Origin of the sequence: Vibrio sp. Scap24, from assembly GCF_013394185.1 — a bacterium.
GTDB classification, from domain to species: Bacteria; Pseudomonadota; Gammaproteobacteria; order Enterobacterales; family Vibrionaceae; genus Vibrio; species Vibrio pomeroyi.
On record NZ_CP041332.1, the window covers coordinates 1,575,605 to 1,598,215 of the forward strand.

16 protein-coding genes are annotated in these 22,611 nt (G+C 46.8%); 13 read left to right on the top strand and 3 right to left on the bottom strand.

Annotated features, from left to right (window positions below):
• Positions 1-154 precede the first annotated feature (154 nt).
• The 6 genes from FLM53_RS06860 (at position 155) to FLM53_RS06885 (ending at position 6,755) form a co-directional block, all read left to right on the top strand.
• Positions 155-1,165 carry an ornithine carbamoyltransferase gene (locus FLM53_RS06860; RefSeq protein WP_176680554.1) on the top strand — a complete coding sequence of 337 codons (1,011 nt, stop codon included), beginning with the start codon at positions 155-157 and terminating at the stop codon, positions 1,163-1,165.
• Positions 1,166-1,654: 489 nt separating this feature from the next.
• Entirely contained in the window at positions 1,655-2,584 is a 930-nt protein-coding gene (gene pyrB, locus FLM53_RS06865; RefSeq protein WP_017062721.1) for an aspartate carbamoyltransferase, read from the top strand.
• Between the two features lie 15 nt (positions 2,585-2,599).
• Positions 2,600-3,064 carry an aspartate carbamoyltransferase regulatory subunit gene (pyrI, locus tag FLM53_RS06870; RefSeq protein ID WP_017630899.1) on the top strand — a complete coding sequence of 155 codons (465 nt, stop codon included), beginning with the start codon at positions 2,600-2,602 and terminating at the stop codon, positions 3,062-3,064.
• 326 nt (positions 3,065-3,390) lie between these two features.
• Positions 3,391-3,879: an arginine repressor gene (locus tag FLM53_RS06875; protein ID WP_017630898.1), complete on the top strand. Its 489-nt coding sequence runs from the start codon at positions 3,391-3,393 to the stop codon at positions 3,877-3,879.
• A gap of 175 nt (positions 3,880-4,054) precedes the next feature.
• Positions 4,055-5,914: a protein-disulfide reductase DsbD gene (locus tag FLM53_RS06880; protein ID WP_176680555.1), complete on the top strand. Its 1,860-nt coding sequence runs from the start codon at positions 4,055-4,057 to the stop codon at positions 5,912-5,914.
• A gap of 211 nt (positions 5,915-6,125) precedes the next feature.
• The gene (locus FLM53_RS06885; RefSeq protein WP_019821543.1) at positions 6,126-6,755 is read left to right on the top strand and encodes a response regulator transcription factor; all 630 of its coding nucleotides are present in this window, start codon (positions 6,126-6,128) and stop codon (positions 6,753-6,755) included.
• Here the strand turns inward: FLM53_RS06885 and FLM53_RS06890 are convergent.
• Entirely contained in the window at positions 6,752-8,503 is a 1,752-nt protein-coding gene (locus FLM53_RS06890; protein WP_176680556.1) for a potassium/proton antiporter, read from the bottom strand. The two genes, FLM53_RS06885 and FLM53_RS06890, sit on opposite strands and share 4 nt — an antisense overlap.
• Before the next feature lie 413 nt (positions 8,504-8,916).
• Here FLM53_RS06890 and FLM53_RS06895 point away from each other — a divergent pair, with 413 nt between their 5' ends.
• The 4 genes from FLM53_RS06895 to FLM53_RS06910 all read left to right on the top strand — a co-directional run bounded on the left by FLM53_RS06895 (position 8,917) and on the right by FLM53_RS06910 (position 12,869).
• Complete coding sequence (locus FLM53_RS06895; RefSeq protein WP_010435433.1) at positions 8,917-9,183, top strand: DUF4212 domain-containing protein; 267 nt, start codon at positions 8,917-8,919, stop codon at positions 9,181-9,183.
• Between the two features lie 10 nt (positions 9,184-9,193).
• Positions 9,194-10,897 carry a sodium:solute symporter family protein gene (locus FLM53_RS06900; RefSeq protein WP_017630894.1) on the top strand — a complete coding sequence of 568 codons (1,704 nt, stop codon included), beginning with the start codon at positions 9,194-9,196 and terminating at the stop codon, positions 10,895-10,897.
• A 187-nt stretch (positions 10,898-11,084) separates the two neighbouring features.
• The gene (locus tag FLM53_RS06905) at positions 11,085-11,471 is read left to right on the top strand and encodes a hypothetical protein (protein WP_017630893.1); all 387 of its coding nucleotides are present in this window, start codon (positions 11,085-11,087) and stop codon (positions 11,469-11,471) included.
• A 12-nt stretch (positions 11,472-11,483) separates the two neighbouring features.
• Positions 11,484-12,869 (top strand): lyase family protein, encoded by a 1,386-nt coding sequence (locus FLM53_RS06910; protein ID WP_176680557.1) that lies wholly within the window; start codon positions 11,484-11,486, stop codon positions 12,867-12,869.
• A 111-nt stretch (positions 12,870-12,980) separates the two neighbouring features.
• Here FLM53_RS06910 and FLM53_RS06915 read toward each other — a convergent pair whose 3' ends face one another.
• A complete protein-coding gene (locus tag FLM53_RS06915; protein WP_176680558.1) occupies positions 12,981-16,412 on the bottom strand; it encodes a PAS domain-containing hybrid sensor histidine kinase/response regulator in 3,432 nt (1,143 codons plus the stop codon).
• A 127-nt stretch (positions 16,413-16,539) separates the two neighbouring features.
• Entirely contained in the window at positions 16,540-17,724 is a 1,185-nt protein-coding gene (locus FLM53_RS06920) for a 3-phenylpropionate MFS transporter (RefSeq protein WP_176680559.1), read from the bottom strand.
• 230 nt (positions 17,725-17,954) lie between these two features.
• On the opposite strand from FLM53_RS06920, the gene FLM53_RS06925 reads away from it, so the two are divergent.
• From FLM53_RS06925 to acs, 3 genes are all read left to right on the top strand, one after another.
• On the top strand, positions 17,955-19,787 hold the full coding sequence (locus FLM53_RS06925) for a DUF294 nucleotidyltransferase-like domain-containing protein (RefSeq protein WP_176680931.1): 1,833 nt from the start codon (positions 17,955-17,957) through the stop codon (positions 19,785-19,787).
• Between the two features lie 11 nt (positions 19,788-19,798).
• A complete protein-coding gene (locus tag FLM53_RS06930) occupies positions 19,799-20,431 on the top strand; it encodes a 3'-5' exonuclease (RefSeq protein ID WP_176680560.1) in 633 nt (210 codons plus the stop codon).
• A gap of 218 nt (positions 20,432-20,649) precedes the next feature.
• The gene (gene acs / locus FLM53_RS06935; RefSeq protein ID WP_176680561.1) at positions 20,650-22,599 is read left to right on the top strand and encodes an acetate--CoA ligase; all 1,950 of its coding nucleotides are present in this window, start codon (positions 20,650-20,652) and stop codon (positions 22,597-22,599) included.
• Positions 22,600-22,611 lie beyond the last annotated feature (12 nt).

A 22,611-nucleotide genomic window follows, 5' to 3' on the forward strand; every position in this document is an offset into this window, starting at 1 on the left:
TCTTAAAGCTAGAGAGCTTTTTAAACCTTGATGGCTTTTAAACCCTGTAAAACAAAGCATTAAACGAACAAATTTAACTAAATATTGAATCGCGCTTTCTTGAATTTTCTTTCCCTGTAACAAGAAAGCGCCTAAATCTAAAAAGGAATACATCATGGCTTTTAACCTACGCAATCGTAACTTCCTAAAACTACTAGATTTCACTCCACGCGAAATTCAACACTTGTTAGATCTTTCTATGGAGCTTAAAAAAGCGAAGTACAACGGTTACGAACAGCCAACACTGACTGGCAAAAACATTGCGCTTATCTTTGAGAAAACTTCGACTCGTACTCGTTGTGCATTCGAAGTCGCAGCATTCGACCAAGGTGCTCGCGTCTCTTACTTAGGCCCATCGGGATCTCAAATTGGCCACAAAGAATCAATGAAAGATACGGCTCGCGTTCTTGGTCGTATGTACGATGGCATCGAATACCGCGGCTTCGGTCAAGAGATCGTTGAAGAGCTAGGCGCATACGCTGGCGTGCCAGTATGGAATGGTCTGACTGACGAATTCCACCCAACTCAAATCTTGGCAGACTTCCTAACCATGACCGAATACGGCCGTGGCAAGCAGCTGCATGAAATCAGCTTTGCTTACCTAGGTGATGCTCGCAACAACATGGGTAACTCTCTGATGGTTGGCGCAGCGAAAATGGGTATGGACATTCGCCTTGTTGCTCCAAAACAGTTCTGGCCACAAGAAGAACTATTGGCTCAATGTCGTAAAATCGCAGAACACACAGGCGGCAAAATTACACTGACTGAAGATGTTCAAGAAGGCGTGCAAGGTTGTGACTTCCTGTACACCGATGTTTGGGTATCGATGGGCGAAGCTAAAGAAGCATGGGCTGAGCGTATCAACCTAATGATGCCTTACCAAGTGAACATGGAAATGCTGAAAGCAACGGGTAACCCACATGTGAAATTCATGCACTGCCTACCGGCTTTCCACGGTGAAGACACTACTGTTGGCAAACAGCTTGCGGCTGAATATCCACAGCTAAAAGACGGCGTTGAAGTGACAGATGAAGTGGTTGAGTCTGAATACTCTATCGTGTTCGATGAAGCTGAAAACCGCATGCACACCATCAAAGCAGTAATGGTTGCAACCCTAGGCAGTTAATTACCTAAACAGCTAAGAATCGAAACAACTAAGAAGTTAAGCACTCACTTGTTCGCAAGACATGGACAAGTGAAGTGCAATGACAGGGAAATGCGGGTGGCGTACTTGGGATTTAGCCCTTGGATAAAGCCCGCATTTTTTTTCATGAGCTTGAAGGCATTATCGCCCCAAAAAACCTGAGATTTTCTGTTTCAACAAGGGCTTAAATCAAAGCCAAATGTAGACGTTATTTCGCATAAAAATCCATTAAATGAATACTTTACAGAAAGTATTGCATGGCGTTTTTATCTGAGTATAATCCTCCGCAATTTGTCTTAAGAGAGCAAAAAATGAACTGCAATTCTGTCGCACATGATTGTCAAACTACACGCCAAAGAGTGGCGGTGGTGTCATTTTTATTTTGCTCTATTGATCGTTTCGAAGCCTCCTATTTTTAGGGGGCTTTTTTTTGTCCGCAATTTGACTGTATGCATAGAAGGAAGACCCGTTATGGCGCATTCGTTATTTAACAAGCACATCATCTCCATACCTGAGCTCACTCGGAATGAACTGGAGCTTATCGTCGACACAGCAGCAAGACTCAAGGCCGAGCCAAACCCAGAGTTGCTGAAAAATAAAGTCGTTGCGAGCTGCTTCTTTGAGCCTTCAACTCGAACTCGCCTTTCATTTGAAACCGCCGTTCAACGCCTTGGTGGCACGGTCATCGGCTTTGATAATGGCGGTAACACCTCACTGGCGAAAAAAGGCGAAACGCTTGCCGATTCAGTGCAGGTTATTTCATCCTACGTCGATGCCTTTGTCATGCGCCACCCACAAGAAGGGGCAGCACGTTTAGCGTCTGAATTTTCTAACGGTGTTCCGGTGGTAAACGGCGGCGACGGTGCTAACCAACACCCGACTCAAACCTTGCTGGATCTGTTCTCGATTTACGAAACGCAGGGCACGCTCGATAACCTCAATGTGGCGTTCGTTGGCGACTTAAAATATGGCCGAACTGTCCACTCATTGACGCAAGCACTATCGAAATTCAATAACGTGCGTTTCTTCTTTATCGCGCCAGAAGTATTAGAGATGCCAGATTACATCTGTGAAGAATTAGAAGAGATGGGTATCCAATACAGCACTCACAGCAGCATTGAAGAAGTCGTGCCGGAACTGGATGTTCTGTACATGACTCGCGTACAGAAAGAGCGCTTTGATGCGTCGGAATACGCACACATGAAATCGGCTTACATCCTCACCGCCGATACACTGAAAGACGCTCGTCAAAACATGAAAGTACTTCACCCGCTGCCACGCGTCGATGAAATCACCACCGACGTCGATAAAACGCCACACGCTTACTACTTCGAACAAGCTGAAAACGGTGTATACGCTCGCGAAGCCCTATTGGCCCTAGTTCTTAACGACACTTTATAAGCAGGAGAAACAGTCATGGTTAAACAAACTCAGCTACAAGTAGAAGCGATCCGTAACGGCAGCGTGATTGACCACATCCCTGCTCACCTTGGTATCAAAATCCTTAAACTGTTTAAGCTGCACAAGACAGAACAGCGCATCACTATGGGCTTAAACCTGCCATCATCGGCACTTGGCCATAAAGACCTAATCAAGATAGAGAACATCTTCCTGACCAAGGAACAAGCCAACCAATTGGCTCTTTATGCTCCGCAGGCAACGGTGAATCAGATTGAAGAGTACAAAGTGGTTAACAAGCTAACCCTTGTGCTGCCAGAGCAAATCCACAGTGTGTTCTCTTGCCCAAATAGCAACTGTATTTCACACGGTGAACCTGTCGAAAGTCACTTTAAAGTGCAGCTAAAACAGGAAAAAGTGCAGCTAAAATGTCACTACTGTGAAAAAGTATTCTCTCGCGAGATCATGAATGAGATTCGCTAACCCTTAGCGGCATTACCTTCGCAACAAAAACCACTTAGATAACATGGATATTTATTCCCACGCCGGAATAAATATCCATTAAACAAAGAATAAAACCCCAAAATAAAAGCAATAAACCAGAATATTATTTGGTGATCGCCTTCAAAAAGATAACTATCCTTTAGTGGTAGACTCAATGCATAGATGATCATACATCTCGCATACCCTCCCCTCTTTACTTCGGGATTCATCGGTAAGCCCTATTAACAATCGTACTCTACGGCTTTGGGAGTGCGTTCGGCGCTATGGACAAGCGATATCCACACGTTGACCTTAAGGAGTTGTTCATGAACGAAATCACTGAGCACGGTTGCTTGTATTCAGCTGAAGATAAAACACTGACTGCAGCGTGCAAACGCTTACTACAACAACAAAGCTTCTCGACCCAAAATCAGCTGCGCGAGAAACTGGTCGAGATCGGTTATACCGGCATTAGCCAATCAACCGTATCTCGCATTTTGTCACAACTTGGCGTGGTGAAAATCCAGAACGCCTGTGGCAAAAAGGTGTACTGCATCACTGTTGAAAGCGCACCGGTTCGTGTCGATGCATCCATCTCATCGCAAATTGAATTAATTACTCATAACCAAGCGATGGTGATAGTAAAAACCCACCCTGGTTGTGCACAGTTAGTGGCAAGATTAGTAGATATCGACCCACATACTGAGATTATCGGCACCGTTGGCGGCAACGACACCGTGTTAATCATTCCGAAAGACACGACCAATATTGATGCCTGCGAACAAGTGGTCAAAGCACGCTTGGGCGTTGCCTAAATGTCTTATTGGCAAGGTCTGTTCACTGCAGTTGCGCTGCTAACTCTCTCTCGACTGCCTACGAAGGTGGCTCACCCGCCCTAGCGGATATTTGCTGGTCGATGAAACTAATCACAAACTATTACGGTCTGATTGAGTTAAGATACCTTCAACTCCATTTTGATGACTAAATAGTATGCGACGACTTGCCACATTACTTTTTGTTTGTATTTCCCTGTTCACCCAGCCTGCGTGGGCGCTTTTTGGAAATGACAACGCCGAGCCAAGCTTCGGAGGCAATAACAACGGTTTTGTCCCTGTAGACCAAGCTTTCCCTTTCAATTACTACCAGCAAGACGGCAAGGTGCTTCTCGACTGGCAAGTAAAAGAAGGCTACTACCTCTACCAACATAGCCTCTCTTTCACTGGGCAAAACCTCGCGATCGGTAACGTTGAATTAGAAGATGGTAAGCCGCACCAAGATGAATTCTTTGGTGAGGTGAGCATTTATACCCAGCCATTATTCGTGCAAGTTCCGCTACAGAGTTACCAAGATGGTTCACAGCTGATTGTTAAATATCAAGGCTGTGCCGATGCGGGTTTCTGCTATCCACCAGAAACTCGAATCATCGACATTGAGCCATTTACAGCTACAGATTCTGGTTCAGGCGACTCTCAAGCTAATGCAATGTCGCCAGAGTCATCGTCTGCAAACAATAAGGCTGATGCTTCAACACAGCAAGCCTCTCCAAAAACAGACGTTGCAACTAACACCACTCCACAATCAACTGCACCCGTTTCAAAAGAAGCGAGCCTAGCCGATAAGCTCGGTGACAGTTGGTGGACGCCATTATTATTCTTAGCACTTGGTGTTGGCTTAGCCTTTACACCGTGTGTTCTGCCGATGTACCCAATTCTAACGGGTATCGTATTAGGTGGCGGCAAGCTCAGCCAAGGTCGTGCGCTGATGTTGTCCTTCATCTACGTGCAAGGCATGGCGCTAACCTACACCCTATTAGGTTTAATGGTTGCCTCTGCAGGCATGCAGTTCCAAGCTGCGATGCAACACCCTTACGTATTGATTGCGTTGAGCGTTCTGTTCGTGGCATTAGCCATGTCGATGTTTGGCGTTTATAACCTGCAACTGCCGAGCAGCATCCAAACTTGGCTCAACAACCAAAGTAACAAGCAACAAGGTGGCAATACCTTGGGCGTGTTCGCGATGGGCGCAATCTCTGGCTTGGTGTGTTCACCTTGTACTACAGCCCCACTATCAGGTGCGCTGCTGTATGTCGCTCAAAGTGGTGACCTGTTTACCGGCGCAATTGCTCTGTACGCGTTGGCGATGGGTATGGGTATCCCACTGATTTTGGTTGCGGTATTTGGTAATAAGCTACTGCCGAAAGCAGGCAGCTGGATGGACAAGGTAAAAATCGTATTCGGCTTTATCTTGCTAGCAGCACCAATCTTCCTGCTAGAGCGCATTATCCCTGAATTGTGGGCAACTGTGCTTTGGTCTGGCCTTGGCTTCATCGCCTTTGGTTGGCTGTACCACAGCAAGAATGCACTGCCATTCGGCGGCTGGAAACAGAGTGCAGTGGGCATCATCGCAATGCTTGGCTTATTTGCTTCCGCACAGCCTGCGTTGAACTATTGGTTTGCGGAGAAGAGCGTAACGGTGGAGCAACAGCATATCCAATTTGCACGCATCAATACCGTTGAAGAGCTCGAAATCCAGCTCATCGAAGCGAAAAAACTGGGCAAGCCTGTGATGCTCGATTTCTACGCCGATTGGTGTGTGGCGTGTAAAGAGTTTGAGAAGTACACTTTCCATCAAGCTGATGTTGAGAACAAGCTTTCTGACTTCGTACTACTACAAGCTGACGTAACAAGAAACATGCCTCAAGACATTGAACTGCTTAAACAATTGCAGGTACTCGGCTTACCAACGATTGAGTTCTGGGATGGCGAGGGTAACCATGTTCCAAATGCTCGTGTAACGGGTTTTATGCCTGCCGATGTATTCTTAAAACACATGCAAGACCACCAGCTATAACGACGACATTCGTCTAAATACAAGCTCTAGCAAAAGCCGCATTGCTCCTCATAACGAGATGGCAGTGCGGCTTTTTTGTGATTATAGGAAACGCTTTCCAAGAACAGGGATAAAAGTCGATATGGTTCAGACTTTTAATGCATAGATATTGTCCACATACTCAATCAGGATGATAATAAATATTAACTAAATTGTTAAAAGTATGAACGTCATGGACTCGACCTATACCATCATCATTGCTGATGACCACCCTCTCTTCCGCAACGCCCTGTTTCAGTCAGTTCATATGGCGATCAGCGGTGCGAACCTGCTTGAGGCTGATTCTCTCGACGCCTTACTGACTCTGCTTAAGAAAGAAGATGAACCCGACCTGCTGCTTCTTGACCTGAAAATGCCGGGAGCAAATGGTATGTCTGGTCTCATTCAACTTCGTGCTGAATACCCAGATCTGCCGATTGTGGTGATTTCTGCCAGTGAAGATGCCAGCGTAGTGACTCAAGTGAAGAGCCACGGTGCGTTTGGCTTCATTCCTAAATCGAGTGACATGCGTGAATTAGTGAGTGCACTGAATCAAGTGCTGAATGGCGACCCGTTCTTCCCTGAAGGGCTGATCACCAACAATGCTGCCTGCAGCGACCTTGCGGAAAAGATTTCCACACTGACGCCTCAGCAATACAAGGTACTAGGGATGCTTTCTGACGGCCTGCTAAACAAGCAAATCGCCTATGAATTGAATGTTTCGGAAGCGACCATCAAGGCTCATATGACAGCCATCTTCCGTAAACTGGATGTGAAAAACCGAACTCAAGCAGTTATCTTACTGCAAGAAGTCCATAATTAAGCGCCGCTGATATCCTCTTCTAAAGTCGTCTTAGGCAAACATAAACCCAGCTTGACGACTTTATGATCATCTATCTCTGCGACGACCCAATTGATGTCATGCCACTCGAAGCTATCGCCCAATACTGGGTGTGCGCCAAGCTCACGTTCAGCCAATTGTTTTAGCGTCATGTCGCGCTCTTCTTCCGAGCCAAGCTCAATGCCATAGCAGTCACTCACCGCAGCAATCGACAAACCAACCTCAAGGAAGAAATCACCAAAGAATCGAGCTGCGTCTTCGGCCAAAGGTGCCTCACTGAATAGCTCACTTAGGCTATCTAGGTCTTTATCTTGGCCCAGCACACAGAGAATATCGTTCGCCTCTAGCACGGTACTGCCCGACGGGTGAAGTAAGGCATCCTTTCTAAACAGTGCAGTAATTCGCGTTCCTTCCGGCATAGACAAGCGCTTAAGTGGTTCGCCCACACACCATTTCTCTTCTTTCAGCTTGTATACAAACATCTCCCACTCACTAGCAGGGTAGATTTCAATGCCTGTACGAGAAATCGGTGTCGGCGTTGGAGGTAGCGTCACTTGAGCTAATCTCGCGACTTTCATCAAGCTGCCGCCTTGAACAATCAGCGACACCATAACCACGAAGAACGCGATGTTGAAGTAAAGCTGAGCATTAGGCAGGCCAGCCATCATCGGGAACACAGCCAGAATGATCGGCACTGCACCACGTAAACCAACCCAAGAAACAAACCAACGCTCTTTGGTGGTAAAGCTTCTGAACGGCAGCAAGCCCAACCAAACAGACAGTGGACGCGCAAACAGAATCATACCGAAAGCCAGTGCTAATGCTGGAAGTGCAATGTCCATCAAGGTCGATGGTGTCACCAATAGACCCAACACCAAGAACATCACGATTTGGCTTAGCCACGTCATACCATCAAGGACATTAAGAATCGAGTGTCGAGAGCGCGTCGGACGATTACCAATGAACAAGCCCACTAGGTAAATCGATAGGATGCCACTGCCGCCAAGCATGTTAGAGAAGGCAAACAGAGCCACACCACCACTGAGCACCAGAATCGAATACAGGCCATCAGCCAGCTGTACTCGGTTGATTAGACTCCATAGAACCCAACCACCACCAAGGCCGATAAGCGTACCGACACCAAACTGCATCGCGAAGCTTTTCAGTAGGAAGTTCATTCCCATCTCAGCATCTGGGGTGCCAAGTAGCGCAATTAAGGTCACCGTCAGGAAGACCGCCATTGGGTCATTGGTACCCGATTCGATCTCTAGGGTTGAGCCAACACGCTCGTTGAGGCTTTGCCCTTTCAGCAAAGAGAATACCGCTGCTGCATCGGTTGAACCGACAATCGCACCAACCAAAATGCCCTGCATCAGTGATAGGTCAAACAGCCAAGCCGCCATTAAACCGGTTAGGGTTGCGGTACAGGCTACGCCTATTGTGGCCAATGAGAGTGACGGCCAAAACGCGACCTTGAAGCTCGCGACCTTGGTTCGCATACCGCCATCCAGCAAGATCACGGCAAGCGCGAGGTTACTCACCAAATAAGTCAGTGAGTAATCATCAAAATTAATACCACCCGGACCATCTTCACCCGCCAACATACCAACGAATAAAAAGATCAAAAGAATCGGAACGCCCAATCGTGAGGACACTTGTGAGAAAAGCACACTGATGGCGATGAGCACCGCACCAGTTAAAAATAAGTGGTTGATAGTTATTGCGTCCAATTCGTTCCCCCAAAGAATAAAACTCAAGATATAAGCATGTTGATCTTCTGCCGCTAAGCATGGCACGGTCGATGAAAGTGCTTTAGTTACTATAACAAACTTATGTTTCCCTTCGTGTCATACGCAGGACTAAATACCGTTTCTCAGTCATTTAGTTGTTAAATTTTATGACTCGCACTCTAATTCATCCACTTTTGTTAGACCTTTGGCTAATTTAACAACCTTGTAACATCACATTTTTCTATGGTTCTGTCTTCCAACTCCCATATTTCAGTACATTAGCGCCAATACTATCCCGACTAAAGTTGCACAGATCCCTTGACTCATCCTTGCTACATTCTAAATCGTAACATTACGTTAACAGGCTATTTTACAAAAACGGTTTCTACGAAAACGGAATAAAGGAGAAGGCAATGGCGTTCGAATCTACGGAACATGCTCAAGCCTACTGGAAGGAAAACTTGGGAATTATGGGAACACTGCTCGCGGTCTGGTTTGCAGTGTCTTACGGCGCTGGCATCTTATTTGTGGATGCCCTCAATACCGTTCAGTTTGGCGGGTTCAAGCTAGGATTTTGGTTCGCTCAGCAAGGTTCGATATACACCTTCGTGGCGCTGATATTTATTTACGTTGTTCGCATGAATGCGCTCGACAAAAAATACAACGTACAGGAAGACTAGAGGCTAGAACATGGATATTCAAACTTGGACGTTTATTCTCGTCGGTATTACTTTCGCGGTATATATCGGCATCGCAATCTGGGCTCGTGCAGGGTCTACCAGTGAGTTCTACGTTGCTGGCGGTGGTGTACACCCAGTAGCAAACGGCATGGCGACTGCAGCTGACTGGATGTCGGCAGCATCATTCATCTCAATGGCAGGTATCATCTCATTCGTTGGTTACGACGGTGCAGTTTACCTAATGGGTTGGACAGGTGGTTACGTACTACTTGCGCTATGTTTAGCACCTTACCTACGTAAGTTCGGTCAGTTTACGGTTCCTGATTTCATCGGTGAGCGTTACTACTCGAAAACAGCACGTATGGTAGCGGTATTCTGTGCAATCTTCGTATCATTCACGTACGTTGCAGGTCAGATGCGTGGTGTAGGCGTTGTATTCTCTCGTTTCCTAGAAGTCGACATTAACCTAGGTATCATCATTGGTATGGGTATTGTGTTCTTCTACGCAGTACTTGGTGGCATGAAAGGCATCACTTATACGCAGGTAGCTCAATTCTGTGTCCTCATTTTCGCCTTCCTTGTTCCAGCAATCTTTACGTCAATCATGATGACAGGTAACCCACTTCCACAAGTTGGTATGGGCTCTACGCTATCAGGTACGGATGTTTACTTACTTGATAAACTGGATGGACTCACCGAAGAACTCGGATTTACCGCCTATACCGAAGGTAACAAGAGCATGGTGGATGTATTCTTCATCTGTGCGGCTCTAATGGTAGGTACTGCAGGTCTTCCCCACGTAATCATTCGTTTCTTCACTGTACCAAAAGTACGTGATGCTCGTATCTCAGCGGGTTGGGCTCTACTGTTCATCTCATTGCTATACACAACAGCACCAGGCGTTGCAGCATTCGCTCGTGTAAACATGATCGAAACAATCAACGGCCCTGACATGCAAGGTGTCGCAGCAGCAGATGCACCAAGCTGGTACAAAAACTGGGAAAGCACTGGCCTAGTAGGTTGGGAAGATAAGAACGGCGATGGCAAAATGTTCTACTCGGGCGATGAGCGCAACGAGATGAAGATTAACCGTGACATCATCGTACTGGCTTCTCCAGAGCTAGCGAAACTACCAAACTGGGTTGTGGCACTACTGGCAGCCGGTGGCCTAGCAGCCGCACTATCAACAGCCGCGGGTCTACTATTGGTAATCTCAACGTCGATTTCACATGACTTGTTGAAGAAAGGCTTCAGACCAAACATGACCGACAAGCAGGAGCTGTTAGCCGCTCGTTTGGCAGCCATGATCGCGATTGTCGGTGCAGGTTACTTGGGTATTAACCCACCAGGCTTCGTAGCACAGGTAGTAGCGTTTGCCTTCGGCTTAGCCGCAGCATCCTTCTTCCCAGCGATTATCCTAGGTATCTTCTACAAGAAGATGAACAAGGAAGGCGCAATTGCAGGTATGTTGTCAGGTATTGCCTTTACAGCAAGCTACATCATCTACTTCAAGTTCATTAACCCAGCAGCAAGCACACCTGAAAACTGGTGGTTTGGTATCAGCCCAGAAGGCATCGGTACGCTAGGTATGTGTCTAAACTTTGTAGTATCGATTGCTGTAAACAAAGTAACTGCTGAAGTACCACAAGATGTACAAGACATGGTTGAGAACATCCGTTACCCGAAAGGTGCTGGTGAAGCTCACGACCATTAAACAGAGATGTTTAGCAAAAATGATTCAGTACTTACATTGTAGGGATTAGGTACTGAATCTCAGAAAGCCGATACGTTATGTATCGGCTTTTTCTTTTCCTCGTCATTTTATAAAAAGACAAACAAAGGGTTGTTTTTAAAGTCTCATTTGATAATAATTATCATTAACATCCAATAAAGAGATGCAAATGATGATGAAAGAACAGCAGGGTCTCTATTCGAGGTTTTACAAAGCACAAGATCGCTTTGCTTCATTAGAGCAAGTTCAAGGCCATGAGCCGTTTGTGATTCGAGACTACATCGAGTGCGCATTGACGCTTTCCGCTTACTATGAAAAGCACGCCGCCCAAGAAAACATCTTGTTGTGCGAACTGTACCTGCGCCAAGTTTTCTTCCATTTGATTGAAGCGATTGAGTCTCCTGAGCGCAGTTTCGCCTTTCGTCATATCTGCCTAGACTCTATTCACTCACCACTATTTTATTTGAAACGCCATTACTGCCAGCAGCCTCAAGGCCAAGCGCGTTTTTTGAATCTCAGCCAAACACTACAACAAGTCCAAGCCCCACTTGGCTAACAAGGATAGAAGATGACCCTACAATATCGAATTGAGAAAGACAGCATGGGAGAAGTGAAAGTCCCTGCCGATGCGCTATACCAAGCACAAACTCAACGTGCTGCAGATAACTTTGCTTTTAGTTCACACAAGATGCCAACCAGCTTCATTCAAGCATTGGCATTCATTAAGCAGGCGGCCGCTGACACCAATGCTCAGTTGGGTTTATTAGAAGGTGATATTGCCAACGCGATCGCCGAAGCGAGCCAAGAGATCATCGATGGTAAATACCTCGAACAATTCCCGATCGATGTTTACCAAACTGGTTCTGGTACTAGCTCCAACATGAATGCCAACGAAGTGATTGCAACACTCGCTTCAAGAAGCTTACAAGGCGACGTAAACCCAAATGATCACGTCAATATGGGCCAAAGCAGTAACGATGTGGTACCAACCGCAATTCAAGTCAGTGTCGCTCTTATGGCAGAAAACAAACTGCTACCTGCATTAACTCACCTTTCAGAAGCACTTACCGTTAAACAGCAAGAGCTGGCTGAGGTAGTGAAAACAGGCCGTACTCACCTAATGGATGCGATGCCAATTACCTTTGCTCAAGAACTGGGTGGTTGGAAATTCCAGATTGAACACGCTAAGCAAGCCATTGAAAGCACCCTACCTACTATCAAAGCACTCGCTCAAGGTGGTACAGCGGTCGGAACCGGGATCAATGCCGACCCACGCTTTGCCGATAAGTTTTCAAGTAACCTATCTCAATCGACAAAGATCAGCTTCAACTCAAGTGAGAACTTCTTTTTTAATCTCAGCAGCCAAGATGCGATCGTTGCGTTTTCGGGTCAGCTCAAAACTGCAGCAGTTGCGATCATGAAGATCTCAAACGATCTTCGTTGGATGAACTCTGGCCCATTGGCAGGCTTAGGTGAAATTGAATTGCAGGCGCTACAGCCAGGTTCTTCTATCATGCCAGGCAAAGTAAACCCTGTGATTCCAGAAGCCGCAGCGATGGCTGCAGCGCAAGTGATGGGTAACGACACCACCATTACTGTCGCAGGCCAATCAGGCAACTTCCAACTAAACGTGATGTTGCCAGTGATTGCTCATAACGTATTAGAAAGTATCGAGCTTTTAGCTAACAGCTCTGTCGCACTAGCAGATAAAGCGGTTGCGACCTTCACGGTGCGCCAAGACAACCTTGATTTAGCACTTTCAAAGAATCCAATTCTAGTGACGGCACTCAACCCTGTAATTGGTTACTTGAAAGCTGCGGATATTGCCAAGAAAGCCTACAAAGAGGGTTTGCCAATCCTTGATGTTGCAGAAAGAGAAACCGATCTCAGCCGAGAAGAACTCAGCAAGCTGCTTGATCCAACCGCCCTCACTCAAGGTGGTATTGCAGGTTAGTTAGCAAGCTGACAAACATTTGCTAAAACTCACTGAAATAGCAGAGACAAAAAAGGCCTCATACGAGGCCTTTTCAATATCCGCTAGCAATTCCGAACCTGTTAATTCAAGCTAGCTCACTCGATTCAATACCGCTCTGAGTTTTAACGGTTTCACAGGCTTGGCAATAAAACTAAAGCTGTTGGCCTTTATCGCAGCCAACATGTCATCGGTTCTATCAGCACTAATAATGACACCCTCAAAGGAATCTCCAAGGCGTAAGCGACATTGTTGCAACACTTCCAGACCGGTTCGACCATTATCAAGGCGATAATCAGAGAAAATTACATCCGGCTGCCAGTCGTCATCGAGACACTTCAAGCTTTCAACCAGATCAACCGCAGTCTTAACCTCACAACCCCAACGTCCAATCAGGTTCTCCATTCCGACCAAAATCTCGCGCTCATTATCGACACACAGTATCTTCAGGTGTTCGATGTCGCTAGTCGCCATTGGCGCTGAAGCTTGCACAACCGGAGCGACCTGCTCCGCTCTTGCTAAGGTGATAGAGAAAACACTGCCTTGCCCCGGCCATGAACGCATCGATATTTGATGACCAAGTACGTGAGCAATACCTTTAGAGATAGCTAACCCTAGCCCCAAGCCTTGATCAGCACGCACTTGGCTGCCACGAGTGAACTCTTCGAAGATCTCTTGCTGCTTGTCTTCATCAATACCGGTTCCGTTATCCCACACATCAATTCGTACCTGACCATTGACTCGTCTCGCCCCGAGTACCACTTTCCCTTCTGGGTTATAGCGAAAAGCGTTAGTCAAAAAGTTCTGAATCACACGCCTTAATAACTTAGGGTCAGAGTGAATGAACAATGATGATGGAATCATCTTAAACTCAATTTTTTGTTGTCTAGCTAAGGCACTAAATTCCGCATTTAAGTTGGTTAGCACATCGTGCACAGCAATCGCGTGAATGTTGGTTTCTAGCTTGCCAGACTCCAGTCGAGAGATATCCAGTAAGTCACCAATCAGATCTTCAGCAGCACCAAGCGCACTCTCGATATGAGACGAAAGCTGCTTAACCTCTTGCTCTTTTGCTACCTCCGAAAGTGATGAAGCAAACAAGCGCGCAGCATTCAATGGCTGCATCAAGTCGTGGCTTACTGCCGCCAAGAAACGACTCTTAGATTGCGATTCTTGGTCAGAGATTTGTGTCGCCTTGACCAAGCGATGGTTCAACTTTTCGAGCTCTTGAGTTCGTTCGTGTACTCTTGATTCCAAGGTTTCATTGGCATCTTTTAGCGCTTGCTCTGCTTGTCTGAATACCGTGATGTCAGTAAAGCTCATTACGAAGCCACCACTTGGCATCGGGTTACCTTGCACCTCAATCACTCGACCATCAGGACGAATACGTGAAGAGGTGTGTCGCGTACCTTGCTCAAGGTGATAAACACGACGTCGAACATGATCTTCTGGGTCACCCGGACCACACAAACCTTGCTCGGCATTGTGGCGAATCACATCTGAAATGGGTCGCCCAACCTGAATCAAACCCGCAGGAAATTCAAACAGTTCTAAGTAACGTTGGTTCCACGCCACCAGCCTCATTTGCTTATCGATCACTGCGATGCCTTGACCAATGTGTTCAATCGCACCTTGCAGTAAACCACGGCTAAAATCATACAGTTCAGAGGCTTCATCAACGATAGTTGCGACCTCTTCAAGCTGCATATTTCTGCCTTGTAAAGCAGAAGTAAGTACTAACTTAGCGGAAGAGGCACCGAATACACCCGCGAGTACACGCTCTGCATGGCGAATCAAACTTGCGGGCGCTTGCTGATTGGGAAGCAGCGGCTGCCCGTGTTGTTGCCAATAGCTGTGTAAGGCGCTTTTCGCTCGCTTTCGACCGACAAAACGCGACGCCAACATCTCTAATTCAGCGACCGTCACGCGGTTCTGGTAAAGGCTGATATTTTCATTCTCAGGCAGCGGTGTACCAACGAATGCTGCCGATTGTAAGCGCTCACTTAGGCTTGGTCTTGTCGACATCGAAACCACGGCATAGCACAAGGTATTGAGCACAATACTCAACACGATTCCCCAGTTTGAACTGCTGACATTCCAGCTACTGAGCAACTCTGGCGGCGTGATAATCCACAGTAAAAGGTTACTTTGACTGTCGCCTGCCAACATGCTGGTTTGACTCATCAAAGTAATCAGCCAGATCACCGAACCGACCATTAAGCCGACATACACACCCTTTCGGTTACCCGGACGCCAGTACAAACCACCAATCAATGCCGGAGCAAATTGCGCAATCGCTGCAAACGAAAGGAAGCCAATCGCAGACAAAGAATGAATGGTATCGAGCGCCTGATAAAACAGCCATGCGCCAAGAAGCAACAGCAGGATTAACCCGCGACGAATAACGAGTAACAGACCCGAAAAATGGCGATGAGTTCTTTGAGTTAAGCGCATTCGACGCAGCAACAGTGGCATCACTAAATCGTTCGACACCATGATCGCTAACGCGATAGTCGAGACAATCACCATGCCACTCGCAGCAGAAGTACCACCTAAGAAAGCGAGCAAGGCAATATGATTAGCACCCTCAGCCATTGGCACACTGATAACGTAAGTATCGGCTGGCATGTCGGTCAATAACCCCTGACCTGCCCATGCAATTGGCAGTACGAATAACCCCATCAAAATCAGATAAAGCGGAAATAACCAACGAGCGGTGTGCAGATCTTGAGGACGTTCGTTTTCAACCACCATGGTATGGAATTGGCGTGGCAGACAGACAATCGCCAACATGGTTAAAACGGTATGAATTATTAAGGTCGGAATATTCGGTGATTCGTAGGTAGAAGCAGCCACATCAAGCAAGTCGATTTTGTCACTGCTCATCGCCAGATACATAATAAACAGACCAACAATCAGGAATGCCGCCAGCTTAACGATGGACTCAAACGCCACCGCCATCATCATGCCACGGTGATGCTCCGTGTTGTCGATGTGCCTGGTACCAAACAACATGGTGAAGATGGCCAGTGCACCAACCACAAACCAAGAGACGTGATAATCCTGATAGCCAAAATCTTGCGCCAGACTCGGAGCAACAATATCGAGCCCCATGGTGATACCACGAAGTTGCAGCGCGATATAAGGAAGAATACCGACCACAGCAATCACGGTGACAGCCACCGCCAAGCCTTGGGATTTTCCATAGCGAGCCGCGATAAAGTCGGCAATAGAGGTAATGTGTTCACGCTTCGCTATCAAGATCAGCCGCGCTAAGATCCGCCAGCCGAGAGTGAAGACCAAAATCGGTGCGAGATAGATGGGTAAAAAAGACCAAGGGTTATTGCTCGCCTGACCCACCGTTCCATAGAAGGTCCAAGAGGTACAATACACCGCAATGGAAAGGCTATAGATCCACGGTCGCCAACGCGATAGCCAACGAACCTGCCTGTCTCCATACCAAGCGATCAGAAATAACACGCCCAAGTAGGCTAAAGAGACTGGAATTACTACCCATCCTTGCATTGAAAACCCTTTCTTCATCCATAAAAAACCTCTCCATAAGGGAGAGGTTTCATTTAACTAAGGATGAGTCATTAACTCAATCGCATCGCTTAAATTCTGTGCTTTAGACTCTAATAATCACGATTGACTATCCGCTCTGAACTTCTGACTCAGGTTGATTAACTTCAACCACAGAGCTTCTTTCATCCAGCTTGATGAACAGTGCCAGTCCACCCATCGCAGCCATTCCCCAGAAGATATTCGCGCCCCACAGTTCGTAGCCCCAACCACTTAGGGTCGTCATTAACGCGATAAAGGCGCCAAGTGGTATCGCATTGTAAAGCGCCTGCAGTGCCACCATTTTGTTCGACTCTTGAGACTGAATGTATTGAATCGCAGCGATATGTGCCATCGCAAATGTCACTCCATGCAGCAGCTGAGCCACTATCAATACTGGAATCGCAGTCGTTGATGCCGTAATACCCCAACGAGCCATTACTCCGATACCAGCAATCACAAACAGAGTGCGCAATGATAATCCAGCAAACAGTCGCTTGCTCAGAGCAAATACTGCCACCTCAGCAACCACAGCCAAGCTCCACAGATAGCCGATGATCGCCTCAGAGTGCCCCGTCTCTTTCCAGTAAATCGCACTAAAGCTGTAATACGCGGCGTGGCTTCCTTGAAGCAGTGCCATCAATGCAAGAAACTTCACTACCGATGATTCACGTAACAGTTGACCAAGCTTAGGTCTTTCAGCGACTTGCTCAGACTCTGTCACCGGCATCACATTTGGATTTCTCATCGCGAGCAACAGAGAAACCAACACGCCTGCCAGCGCAGTATACAAAATCATATCTGTGCCAAATTCAGCCACCAGATAACCAACCACGGTAGAACCCGCAATAAATGCTACTGACCCCCACAAACGTGTACGTCCGTAATCGAGCATTTTGAGACGGCTGTAATGGTTCGCCATTGCATCAGAAAGCGGAATAATTGGTCCATAGCAGAGGTTGAACATTACCGTTGCTAGTAGCATCAATAAAAAGCTACCACCAGTAAAGAAATGGAAACCAACGAATAATAGCGCGACAAAACTGAGGCAACGCAGTGCTGGCATTAAGTGTTCAACTTTATAGATACGTGGTGTTATCACAAAGTTAGCAACACAACGTGTAGCCAAACCCACACCAATCAATACGCCAATGTCCCCTGCAGACACGCCTTGGTCTTCAAACCACAGCGCCCAAAATGGCAGATAAACGCCATAGGCAAAAAAGAAACCGAGAAAATACTGGGATATCCAGCCATAAGGGGAAGGATTAAACATAGGCGACCTATAAAAATGTGTGGAACAAGGAAGCGCCAATTATGCCTAGGTCACAAAAGATGAAAAAGGGAATTATTGAAGAGATACCATTCCTATATTCAATGAATATCGATATCCAATTTTGTTCAAGTATCCAGTGTTCAACAGCCCTCACGATCGCATTTAGACTAAAGTCGTCTGGAGCTTCGCTGGTAATTTGTCAGACTGAAAAGAGACTCCTAACTCTTTCGATGCTTATGCCTGATAAATTTAATATGCAGCACCCGCCCTTCGATAGCCTGTCCGACGCGGAACAGTTAACGCTGCGTTCCTCATTAGATGTGGTTTATTACCGATCGCACGAGGTGATACTGGAGGCTGACCGCCCCAGTCGCCATTTGCATATTCTGATTAAAGGGGCCGTCGAAGAGCGTGCCAGCAGCGATGGTGAGATCTACGCGCACTATGCCAATGACGATATTTTCGATGTGCGTAGTCAGTTTGAGCCTCACACCAAGCACCAATATATCGCGCTGGAAGATACCTTAAGTTATCTATTGCCAACTGATGTCTTCCTTGAGCTTTACCACGCCAATGGCCAATTCGCGGCTTACTTTGATAGTAACCTCTCTACCCGCAAAGCACTGATTGAAGCCGCTCAGCAGCAACAAAATCTTGCCGAGTTCATACTGACCAAAGTCGACGACTCTATTTATCACCCTCCACTGATACTCGAACCCAGCCAACCGATTAATCAAGTGACTCAAACCCTGAAAGAACAAGGGTTGGACTCGGCTCTGGTTCATTTAGATCATGATGATCCAAAAGCTTTTGGATCATCATGTACCTTTCCGTATGGAATCGTCACACGAACCAATTTATTGCACGCGGTGATGCTCGATAATCACCCACTCGATACTGCGGTTGGCGAGATAGCAACCTTCCCTGTTTTACATGTTAATCAAGGCGATTTCTTGTTTAATGCCATGATCACTATGACCCGAAATCGTGTAAAGAGGCTGATGGTTTGTGATGGTCAAAACGCAGTGGGCATGGTCGATATGACGCAAATACTCAGTGCGTTCTCCACTCATTCGCACGTGCTTACTTTGCGAATTGCGCGAGCCACCAGCATTGAAGAACTGGCCATGGCTTCCAACAAACAGCGTCAATTGGTCGAAAGCCTACTCAGTAATGGCATTCGTACACGCTTTATCATGGAGCTAATTTCTGCCGTAAATGAACAGATTATAGAGAAAGCATTTGAGTTAGTTATCCCGCCAGCGCTGCACAACCATTGCTGTCTGATCGTGTTGGGTTCTGAGGGGCGTGGAGAGCAAATCCTCAAAACCGATCAAGACAACGCTCTGATTATTCAAGATGGTTTGGAATGGCATCAATGCCAAAGTGCCATGAACGACCTCACCCACACATTACAGCAATTGGGGTATCCGTTATGCCCGGGCAACGTGATGGTCAACAACCCCAAATGGGTGCATTCAGAACAAGAGTGGAAACAAACCCTCACCAGTTGGGTAAGAAAAGCAACGCCAGAGACAGTGATGGATATCGCCATAATGGCGGATGCACACGCTGTGGCGGGAAACAAGGAACTACTAAAACCGGTCAAGCAGCACTTGAGTGATTTGATGCTCGGACAAGAGTTGATTCTGACTGAATTCTGCCGCCCTGCTCTGAACTTCTCAGTTCCCCTGACCCTGTTTGGTAACGTGAAACAATCCAAGTCAGGACTCGACATCAAACAAGGCGGTATTTTCCCTCTCGTGCACGGTGTGAGAGCGCTTAGCCTTGAACATGGTGTGACGGTCAATAACACCTTTGAACGCATTGAGCATCTCGTAAGTAAGAAGGTACTAGAGCAAAGCACCGCGGATAACCTCAATGAAGCGCTCAAGCAGTTCTTTAAGTGGCGCTTATCACAACGCCTATCGCAACAGCACAGCAGCAATAAAATAGACGTCAAATTGATGGAACGAGCAGACCGAGATCTGCTTCGTCACAGCCTGCATGTCGTTAAAAAGTTCAAGCAATGGCTTGGCTACCACTATCAGATAAGGGACTAGGTGATTGAACAATGAATAGACTGGTTCGCTATTACTGGCATCACAAACTCAAAGGCTCTTCGTATCAGCCTCTGTTTACTGCGCCTGTTCACCAAGAGTATGTCTCACTCGATTGTGAAACCACCAGCCTCGACCCCAATCAAGCCGAGCTGGTGACCATTGCCGCGACAAAGATCATCGGTAACCGAATCATTACCAGCCAACCTTTTGAAGTGCGGTTGCGAGCGCCTCAATCACTCGATTGCAATTCGATAAAAATCCACCGTATTCGCCATCAAGACCTCAAACACGGAATCGAAGAGAAACAAGCCTTAATTGAGCTACTAGGTTTCATTGGTAATCGTCCTTTAGTCGGCTATCACATCCGCTATGACAAGAAAATTCTCGACCGCGCCTGTTTAAAACAACTCGGATTTCCTCTGCCTAACCGATTAGTCGAAGTAAGCCAACTCTATCAAGACAAACTCGAAAGACAGCTGCCCAACGCCTATTTCGATCTCAGTATGGATGCCATCTGTCGCCAGCTCGACTTGCCTATTCCAGTCAATAAACATGATGCATTACAAGACGCTATCTCCGCTGCGCTGATCTTTGTTCGCCTGAAACACGGCGACTTGCCACGCTTCAACTCTTCTTATTCTTAATTCAACCACTGGCTTTCTACATAGAGAGCAACATCTCAAAAATGAACTTAACTCGCTATTTTGTAAGTGAAAAGCGGCGTCTCATCCTAAAGTCTAATTGTGGAAATCGCCGTCCTAGCCGAGAGTGATAACACAAAGACGGTTCTGTAATAGACCTAGAAATTGAACACAAAGGAAGTTGCCAGTTCATTAGGAATGTAGGCACAAGGAGAGATGCAATGAGTGAAGCCCACGTTTATCCGGTAAAAGAAAATATTAAATCAACCACACACGCGGATAATGACACTTACCTAGCCATGTACCAGCAATCTGTTTCTGACCCTGAAGGCTTTTGGGGTGAACACGGAAAAATCGTTGATTGGATTAAGCCTTTCACACAGGTAAAAAATACCTCTTTCGACCCTGGCCATATCGACATCCGCTGGTTTGAAGATGGTACGCTTAACGTATCGGCTAACTGTATCGACCGTCACCTTTCAGAACGCGGTGATGAAGTCGCAATCATCTGGGAAGGCGATGACCCTGCCGATGATAAAACTCTAACTTTTAATGAACTACACAAAGAAGTGTGCCTGTTTTCAAATGCTCTGAAAGAGCAAGGCGTACGTAAAGGTGATGTGGTTTGTTTATACATGCCAATGGTGCCAGAAGCGGCAGTAGCAATGCTGGCATGTACCCGTATTGGTGCGGTTCACACGGTAGTATTTGGTGGTTTCTCACCAGAAGCTCTGTCTGGCCGTATTATCGATTCAAATTCTAAAGTTGTTATCACTGCCGATGAAGGCGTGCGTGGCGGCCGTGCTGTTCCACTTAAGAAAAACGTTGATGAAGCGCTGACTAACCCTGAAGTGAAGAACATCGAGAAGGTTGTGGTATTCAAGCGTACTGGCGGTGATGTTGCTTGGCATGAACACCGTGATGTTTGGTGGCACGATGCTATTGCAAACGTATCGGCAGATTGCCCACCAGAAGAGATGAATGCAGAAGACCCACTATTCATCCTTTATACCTCAGGCTCAACAGGTAAACCTAAAGGCGTTATGCACACCACAGGTGGTTACCTTGTTTATGCAGCGATGACATTCAAATATGTATTCGATTACCAAGAAGGCGAAACCTTCTGGTGTACAGCCGATGTGGGTTGGATTACAGGTCACACATACCTTGTTTACGGGCCGCTTGCCAATGGCGCTAAAACCATTCTGTTTGAAGGCGTGCCGAACTACCCGAACACAAGCCGCATGAGTGAAGTAGTCGATAAGCACCAAGTTAATATTCTTTATACTGCACCAACGGCTATTCGTGCACTGATGGCGAAAGGCAACGAAGCCGTTGAAGGTACTTCTCGTGACAGCCTAAGAATCATGGGCTCAGTGGGCGAACCTATCAACCCAGAAGCGTGGGAGTGGTACTACAAAACAATTGGTAATGAGCAGTCTCCAATTGTCGATACTTGGTGGCAAACAGAAACGGGCGGCATCTTAATCGCACCACTACCGGGAGCAACCGACCTAAAACCTGGCTCAGCGACGCGCCCATTCTTCGGTGTACAACCTGCTCTGGTTGATAACATGGGTAACATCATTGAGGGCGCAACTGACGGCAACCTTGTGATTCTTGACTCTTGGCCGGGCCAAATGCGTACTGTGCATGGCGATCACGATCGCTTCGAACAGACTTACTTTTCTACCTTTAAAGGCATGTACTTCACCAGTGATGGTGCTCGTCGTGATGAAGATGGCTACTACTGGATTACAGGCCGTGTTGATGACGTACTTAACGTCTCTGGTCACCGTATGGGTACTGCAGAGATTGAATCGGCTCTAGTCGCGTTTGATAAGATTGCAGAGGCAGCGATTGTGGGTATTCCTCACGATATTAAAGGCCAAGCAATTTACGCTTACATCACGCTGAATGATGGCGAGTTCCCAACAGCTGAACTTCATAAAGAAGTGAAAGACTGGGTACGTAAAGAGATTGGTCCAATCGCAACGCCAGATGTGCTGCACTGGACCGACTCATTACCGAAAACTCGTTCAGGTAAAATCATGCGTCGTATCCTGCGCAAGATTGCTACGGGTGATACAGGTAACCTAGGTGATACCTCTACTTTGGCAGACCCAAGCGTGGTTGATAAGTTGATTGCCGAGAAAGCAGAACTGGCATAAGCAACCAGTCAC

Bases quoted from the DNA above. Each gene is read 5' to 3' on its own strand.
- FLM53_RS06860 (WP_176680554.1), top strand. From the start codon at position 155: ATGGCTTTTAACCTACGCAATCGTAACTTCCTAAAACTACTAGATTTC.
- pyrB (WP_017062721.1), top strand. From the start codon at position 1,655: ATGGCGCATTCGTTATTTAACAAGCACATCATCTCCATACCTGAGCTC.
- pyrI (WP_017630899.1), top strand. From the start codon at position 2,600: ATGGTTAAACAAACTCAGCTACAAGTAGAAGCGATCCGTAACGGCAGC.
- FLM53_RS06875 (WP_017630898.1), top strand. From the start codon at position 3,391: ATGAACGAAATCACTGAGCACGGTTGCTTGTATTCAGCTGAAGATAAA.
- FLM53_RS06880 (WP_176680555.1), top strand. From the start codon at position 4,055: ATGCGACGACTTGCCACATTACTTTTTGTTTGTATTTCCCTGTTCACC.
- FLM53_RS06885 (WP_019821543.1), top strand. From the start codon at position 6,126: ATGGACTCGACCTATACCATCATCATTGCTGATGACCACCCTCTCTTC.
- FLM53_RS06895 (WP_010435433.1), top strand. From the start codon at position 8,917: ATGGCGTTCGAATCTACGGAACATGCTCAAGCCTACTGGAAGGAAAAC.
- FLM53_RS06900 (WP_017630894.1), top strand. From the start codon at position 9,194: ATGGATATTCAAACTTGGACGTTTATTCTCGTCGGTATTACTTTCGCG.
- FLM53_RS06905 (WP_017630893.1), top strand. From the start codon at position 11,085: ATGATGATGAAAGAACAGCAGGGTCTCTATTCGAGGTTTTACAAAGCA.
- FLM53_RS06910 (WP_176680557.1), top strand. From the start codon at position 11,484: ATGACCCTACAATATCGAATTGAGAAAGACAGCATGGGAGAAGTGAAA.
- FLM53_RS06915 (WP_176680558.1), bottom strand. From the start codon at position 16,412: ATGCAAGGATGGGTAGTAATTCCAGTCTCTTTAGCCTACTTGGGCGTG.
- FLM53_RS06920 (WP_176680559.1), bottom strand. From the start codon at position 17,724: ATGTTTAATCCTTCCCCTTATGGCTGGATATCCCAGTATTTTCTCGGT.
- FLM53_RS06925 (WP_176680931.1), top strand. From the start codon at position 17,955: ATGCTTATGCCTGATAAATTTAATATGCAGCACCCGCCCTTCGATAGC.
- FLM53_RS06930 (WP_176680560.1), top strand. From the start codon at position 19,799: ATGAATAGACTGGTTCGCTATTACTGGCATCACAAACTCAAAGGCTCT.
- acs (WP_176680561.1), top strand. From the start codon at position 20,650: ATGAGTGAAGCCCACGTTTATCCGGTAAAAGAAAATATTAAATCAACC.